The following is a 6669-nucleotide window of genomic DNA, read 5'->3' as shown; positions in this document are numbered from 1 at the left end:
CCCCTCGGGGAGAGGTCGGATTGCCCCGAATTGCCCTTCGCAATTCGGATGGCAATCCGGGTGAGGGGGCACTTGCCCCTATGCGATTGCTACAGTTGAAACGAAGGCCGGCGTTCTTTCGCGCCCCCCTCTGCCCTGCCGGGCATCTCCCCCTCAAGGGGACCCTCAGGGGGGAGATTGGCTGTCATCGGCGCTTTCGCCAGCGTTGCAGGATGAGCGCCAAGGCGGAAGCCGCGATCTCCCCCCACGTGGGGAGATGGCCGGCAGGCCAGAGGGGGGCGCTGTCCCGCCGACCTATCAGTCGATGGCATTAGCGTACCCGCGCAAGTTCCAGCTCATCACACGTTGAAACGAAGGCCGGCGTTCTTTCGCGCCCCCCTCTGCCCTGCCGGGCATCTCCCCCACGAGGGGGAGATTGGCTCATCACGCCTTCCCCGCCGCATACTCCAGCGCCACCACGCCGTTGCTGAATTGCCTGGCAAACACCAGCTCGAGCGGCAATTGCGCGCCGGGCGGGAACAGCAGCTTGCCCTGGCCGACGGCACCGGGGTAGCTGAGCAGCCTGATGCGGTCGACGAGGCCATGGCGCAGCAATTCCTGCGCGACGCTGAGGCTGCCATGCACATAGATGTTGCCGCCGCTGCCTTGCTTCAGCCCTCTGACGGCGTCCGGCAAGGCGCCCTGCAGCAACTCGGCCGGCTGCCAGTCGAGCGCCGTCAAGTTGGTCGAGGCGATATATTTCGGCAGCGCGTTGAACCGGTCGGCGAAGTCTCCGGTTTCCTTGGGCCACGAGCCGGCAAAGATCTGATAAGTCGTGCGCCCCAAAAGCATGGCGCCGCTGTCGGCAAGCTCGTCGTCCTTGAATTTTTGCATTTCATCGTTCCAGGCCACGCTCGGCAGCTTTTCAACCTCGGCAATCCCATCGACGCTGATGAATTCGGTGATGATGAGTTTTCTCATGGCGGGTTCCCTTCTGTTGGGGCGGCCGTGCGGGCCTTATGCGAACTGCGCCATCAACTAGCGCGCCGCTTTTTCAGGGGGAGGGCTTTCCCCGGTTCGCTTCCAAAGAGCGATGGCCGCCTCTGCTCCCTAAGCCGCCCGTCGTTCGGCCATGCCACAAGGTCCGCGTCGGGTGGGGGGCGGTCTTTTTGCCTGTCCCCTATCGGGTCTGGTTAGTAGTTACGGGCTGCCTACAAGTTGGCAATACCGGCTTTCAGCAGTCCTTCGCGGACGTGCTGCACATCAGACTCCTGGGCATAGTGCAGGGTGGCGATAAATGAATCGAGGTCGAATTGGGGATCGAGCGTTCTGATCTTGCCTAGATGCGCCGCGGCCGCGATTTCGTCGCCGAGCCAGCCGTAGCAGGCAGCGGCGAAAGCGTGCTGAACCGAGTCCATGGTTGACAGATGCATGAAAGCTTCGATCGCCTCGCCATACTGGCGCGCGGCAAAATGCGCCTTTCCCAGATGGCTCCAGAACCTCTCCGGGTGGTGCGGGTTCAACTGCATTGCCTTGCGGATCCATTCAATTCCCTCTTCCGGCCTCCCCAGCCACGTCAATAACTCGCCTTGCTGCACCACCACGAGGTCGTAATTGGGATTGAGGGCCAGCGCCCGCTCTTGGTGGTAGCGCGCTGTGGTCAGCTCATTGTTGTTCACGTTCACTGCCGCGAGGATGCGGTGGACATCGGCATCGTTGTTGTCCAGCGCCAGCGCCCTGTCCAGCGCTGCCGAAATGTTGTTCCAGACGGCATCCCTGTCTTCGCACCAGTTATGGACCCAGGCCTGGCCAAGAATGCAGGCCCGCCAGGCATGGGCATGGGCGTAATCGGGGTCGAGCGTGACGGCCCTCTCTATCAAGGTTTGCGCGCGTTCATTATCCGCAATCGTGCTTCGGTGATGCAGCACCTTGGCAGCAAGCACACATTCATACGCGGCCATGTTTGCAGGTTTCGCCCGCGCGAGCTGGTCCCGCTGAGCCGCCTCGACACGGCCCGGCAGCGTGGCTGCGATCGCCGCGGTCACCTCGTCTTGAATCGCGAATATGTCGACCAGCTTCCGGTCATATTTGTCTGCCCAGATATGAGCGTCATTCGCCGTGTCGATGAGCTGAACCGTCACGCGCACCCTGTCGCCGATCTTGCGGACGCTTCCCTCCACCAGGTATTGGACGTCGAGTTTCTCGGCCACCTCGCGCACATTCACGGCGCGGTTCTTGTAGACGAAGGCGGAATTGCGCGAGATGACGAACAACTCATGGTGGCGGGACAGTTCGGTGATGATGTCCTCGGTCAGTCCGTCCGCGAAAAATTCCTGCTCGGGGTCGCCGCTCATGTTGCTGAATGGCAGCACCACTATCGAAGGTTTCGAGATGGATCGCTTTGCCTCGACTTGTGGCAGGACAGGACTGTCAAACCCAACGCGATAGAGGCGAACCGGGCGGCTGATGTTCTTTAACGTCTTCTCGCCCAGGTCCTCCATGGCAATTTCGAGACGGTCGGCAATTTGGGTCGCCACCGCTGCGGTCACGCAGATACCGCCGACGTCGGCGAGCTGCTCGATGCGCGAGGCAATATTGACGCCGTCGCCGAAAATGTCGTCATCGTCGAAAATGATGTCGCCGAGATTTATGCCGATCCTGAATTCGATACGCCGTTCTTGCGGCACATCCGAATTGCGCCGTTTCATGCGCTGTTGGATTTCCACGGCGCATTTCACGGCATCGGTCACGCTCTGGAACTCAACGAGCATGCCGTCTCCGGTGGTCTTGATGATCCGGCCCTTGTTCTTAGCGATGGCGGGATCGACCAGTTCTATGCGATGGGTCCGAAGACGTGCGAGCGTGCCGGATTCGTCGGCCTCCATTAGCCGACTGTAGCCCGCCATATCGGCAGCCAGAATTGCGGCTAGTCTCTGTTCCATCGCTTGAACCAAAAACCAAGCTTATCCTTCCTAGGCTGCCAAATCCAGCAATTTGGGCTTGTGGCTGAATCAAGACGTCTTTTACAGCAGCAGCAAGAAAGGGCGGATCAGAACCCTCCGCCTTCCGCCAGGTGGCTGCGAACTCGCATCAATGGCGGGAGGGATCCGCGCGGCGTCAAGCTCGTCGAGGCGATATATTCAGCAGCGCGTTGAACCGGTCGGCAAAATCTCCGGTCTCCTTGGGCCACGAGCCGGCAAAGATCTCATAGGTCGTGCGCCCCAGAAGCATGGCGCCGCTGTCGGCAAGCTCGTCGTCCTTGAATTTTGCATTTCAGCGTTCCAGGTCACGCCCGGCAGCTTCTCGACCTCGGCAATGCCATCGACGCTGATGAATTCGGTGATGATGAGTTTGGCATGGCGGGTTTCCTTCTGTCAGAGGACGTACGGCGCGGGCTCAGCTATACGCGAGAGAAGAAATATCGGCTAGGACCTCGGCAGAATCCAAAACAGGCAGGTTAGCTAAGCTGATAGTATAACGGATTGACAGGACGCCCGGAGGAAGCTGAAAATCCTGTGGTAGGCTCGGAAATTCCTCATCGACTTCGAAAATTTGCACATCCCTGATGTGAAACCGTACAAGGTCGGGCGAGCGGCGCATTTCATCTGACCAGTTCAGTGCGTTCAGCCGCGTCATGAAACCGTCGATGGCGGCTGCGTCGCGGCGAATATCGTCAATCACAGCGTCGATAAGAGTGGCGAGCGACGTCGCACCAGCCGTAGACTCCTCTAACTGGACCGAGGCGAAAAGAAGCCTGCGGCCTTCGGGTGCGATCAGCTGGTCCACTCGCGAAATTTCGTGCTCATGACGACTGCGAGTTGTCGCTTTGACCTCCATGTGGACTTGGTCGCTGACGAAGTCGTGACGTTCTTTGTCAGGCCCGCTCCAGAGGTAGACTGCATCAGACCCGAGCGCCGGAAGCCACACTACCTGCAGCATCAGAAGTTCACCCACTAAGCCAATCTGCTCTCTGTGAGACATCGGCTGACGGAGCGGTCTCCATGCGGATTGCCAGCTGCGCACAATCGATATAGCGACAGCCCAGGGGTCGCGGCCCTCCCCATGAATGGCCTCGATGACTTGGCCGCAGAGGGCGGCGAACATAGCTTCATGCGCCGCAGGCGACTGCAGGTCGAGGCATTCCGTTTCCCCTAGGCGGGCTTGGCGCAGTCGAAGGCCGTTGTAATCCGGTGGCAGTTCGCGGTTGGGTGCACCAGCTACAGGGGCCAGCAGATGGAGCGCACCAGCGGCGTCGACCGCCAGTTCCAAGCCAGTCTCCTCATCGTAGTGTGTGACTGTCGTGGTTGGGCTTAATTCTTCCCCGGGAGGCCTCCGGGCACGCAGATCCCGCCAAGCTGCGATCAGGGCTTCGCTGTTCACCCGACCACACCCCGATTGACGATAGCGTTCGATCGACCATCCGACGTCTGCGGCAGGCTAAGCGCGATAGCAATAACCGCGTCGACACCCGGTGCCTCCAACGGCGCCGGGTTTAGTGGGTAGAGGAGCAGCAGTCCCTGAGTGGCCGGTCGAGCGGCACGCATGGCTTCGGCGTCAAAGTTACCAGATGCACGGCGGAAGGCGTCGGCCCCCCCCACCACATCGACACCCTCGTGACGAGGGTCAATGAGGATTCCGATACTCTCGGCACTGTTTCGTGATCGCGTCACTAGGCGGTTGGAGACACCTCCGATTTCAACAGACGCACCATCATGTGCCCCGGTCAGAAACAGGGACCACTCAGTCAACTCACCTTCGGCCACGCGCCGCATGATCCAGTCGGCGATGTCGTCGCCCCTGAGAGCGACGGTGTCCGGATGCGTCTGATAGGCCCTAAGGAAGTCGCATACGATCTCTGGCGACAGGTCTCGGAAAATCCAGCCGCCGGACAGTTCACGGCCTGGAGCTGCCATCGCGACGAGTCGGTCCGCCAGGAGGCGATTGGCCTGCAGACGCACCGGATCCCTGAGCGGAAGGATGACCGTCTGGGGATGCTCGCCCGACCAAGACTCCCGAAGCGTCTCTGCCATGACAGACTTGTTGCGTGCTGTTAGGAGGAGGCCGCTGTGAGCCCGGAGCCGGATCGCCATCTCCGAAGGCCGCCGGCCCGCGCGATAGAGTGCCTGCAGACTATCTCTTAGGGACTGCTCGACGAGTGCCAACTCCGTGAACCAATGGGCGATGCCGTCTGTCGTCCAAATACGAATTAGGTCCTCATAGTCCGTGCGGAAACCATACCAGCGGGCCATCTGCAGCAGAGTGTCGGCCATAGTGGCCGTGCGAAGGAAATACGAGATCGTTAGCCCTTCCAGGGTAAGACCTCGAGACAGGCGGTTACCGCCAACCGCTACAACGTGGCGATCTGGCCGCATATCATACTCTAGGTTCTCGCCGGTGGCGCTGTTGAGCTCGACTACATCGACGCGCCTTAGCACCTCGAGCGCCGCGGCGGCGACTTCTTCCGGACTAGCCGGCAGTTCAACACCTCGAAAACAAAGATCAAGTTGCTCGCGGAATAAATCATTGAGGTCCTGCCCTTGGCGCAGGGCCTCAAGCCAGAGAGTCTGCTGACAACGTATTGCCTCCGCTACGCGCTCCTGATCCCGGACGCGAGAACTCACATGGACGAGCATGGTATGAGGCTCGCCGGCCAAGCCGGTCCGGTGCTCGCGGACCGCCCCTGCCAGACAGAAGGCGATCAACGCGTCGGCAAGCGAGTCCGGCAAAAGTACCTGCTGGGGGCCGGCAACCACCGGAGCGGCTGACCGACGTCGCGCCGCTCGCTTCAGTTCACTGACGTCTTCGTCTTCAACGCGGCGAAAGACGTCCCGCCCCTGCGCACTAACGCCGAATAATTCTTCGGTCCCCGTATAGCCTTCGGGCCTGGGCAGCTGCAGCGCAAAGTCCCTCGGGAACAGGTCGTCGCCTACCCGTCGGTCGGTTGCGGATGGGTCGATAAGGATGTTGGCGAAAGGCGTGGCTGTGTAGGCCACATAGGCCGCCTTGGTCGCACGACCGAGGAGTGAGCGGATCAATGAGTTAGTGGGCGTGGGTCCGTCGCGGCTTCGTGCCGGCTCCTCCTCTTCGTCATCCATCGACGGGTCCGGCGCGCGATTGCTGCGGGTATTAATCGATGCCTGATCGGCCTCGTCATCAATCAGAAGCATGGGTAGGGCGTCGAGCAAGGGTCCCGCCGTCTTTAGCCACGCATCCAGGCGCTCGAGAACAGGGACGATCTTCTTGGCAACGATTAAGAAGACGCCAGGTTGTACAAGGAAATCGACACCCGGGTCTCTGAAATCTTCGGTCTCGCCTGTGAGTACCGTCCAAGCCGGCCCACCACTCTCCCCCTGACCGACCAGCTCACGCTCGAGCCGAGCTTGAGTCTGGTTGCGAAGGGCGTCGTGTATGCCAGAAAGGACAATGATCAGGCGATAGCCCGCGTCGACGGCGCGTGCCGAAAGGGCGGTATAGTTGGCCGTTTTGCCGCTCTGGACGTAACCGACGACCAGACCGCGTCCCTGAAAGGGCTCCGGCTTTCGAGGGTCGGGCAGGTGGCGCAGCACCCGCGCAGATTCTGAAGCCAGGCTCGCCAGCGGTTCCGCCAGCCACCGGCCTCCCGCCCTTAGACGACGCTCCAGGCGACCCCATGCGCCCTCTGGCGCGGGTGGGAGATCGTCTGTCCAGCTA

4 protein-coding genes are annotated in these 6669 nt (G+C 60.9%); all 4 read right to left on the bottom strand.

What is annotated here, in order from left to right; all coding sequences use genetic code 11:
- Positions 1-423: 423 nt before the first annotated feature.
- The 4 genes from NKH29_RS26655 to NKH29_RS26640 all read right to left on the bottom strand — a co-directional run bounded on the left by NKH29_RS26655 (position 424) and on the right by NKH29_RS26640 (position 6545).
- Complete coding sequence (locus NKH29_RS26655) at positions 424-960, bottom strand: dihydrofolate reductase family protein (RefSeq protein WP_353000973.1); 537 nt, start codon at positions 958-960, stop codon at positions 424-426.
- A gap of 230 nt (positions 961-1190) precedes the next feature.
- The gene (locus NKH29_RS26650; protein ID WP_353000971.1) at positions 1191-2921 is read right to left on the bottom strand and encodes an adenylate/guanylate cyclase domain-containing protein; all 1731 of its coding nucleotides are present in this window, start codon (positions 2919-2921) and stop codon (positions 1191-1193) included.
- A gap of 454 nt (positions 2922-3375) precedes the next feature.
- On the bottom strand, positions 3376-4359 hold the full coding sequence (locus NKH29_RS26645; RefSeq protein WP_353000969.1) for a PD-(D/E)XK motif protein: 984 nt from the start codon (positions 4357-4359) through the stop codon (positions 3376-3378).
- Positions 4356-6545, bottom strand: coding sequence for a Z1 domain-containing protein (locus tag NKH29_RS26640; protein WP_353000967.1), 2190 nt, complete (start codon positions 6543-6545; stop codon positions 4356-4358). The genes NKH29_RS26645 and NKH29_RS26640 overlap by 4 nt, the downstream gene beginning before the upstream one ends.
- Positions 6546-6669 lie beyond the last annotated feature (124 nt).

The sequence above is a fragment of the Mesorhizobium sp. M1295 genome (assembly GCF_040318135.1).
Classification (GTDB): domain Bacteria; phylum Pseudomonadota; class Alphaproteobacteria; order Rhizobiales; family Rhizobiaceae; genus Mesorhizobium.
Note: the sequence above shows the minus strand (reverse complement) of the source record. Positions and strands in the feature narration are given on the sequence as shown.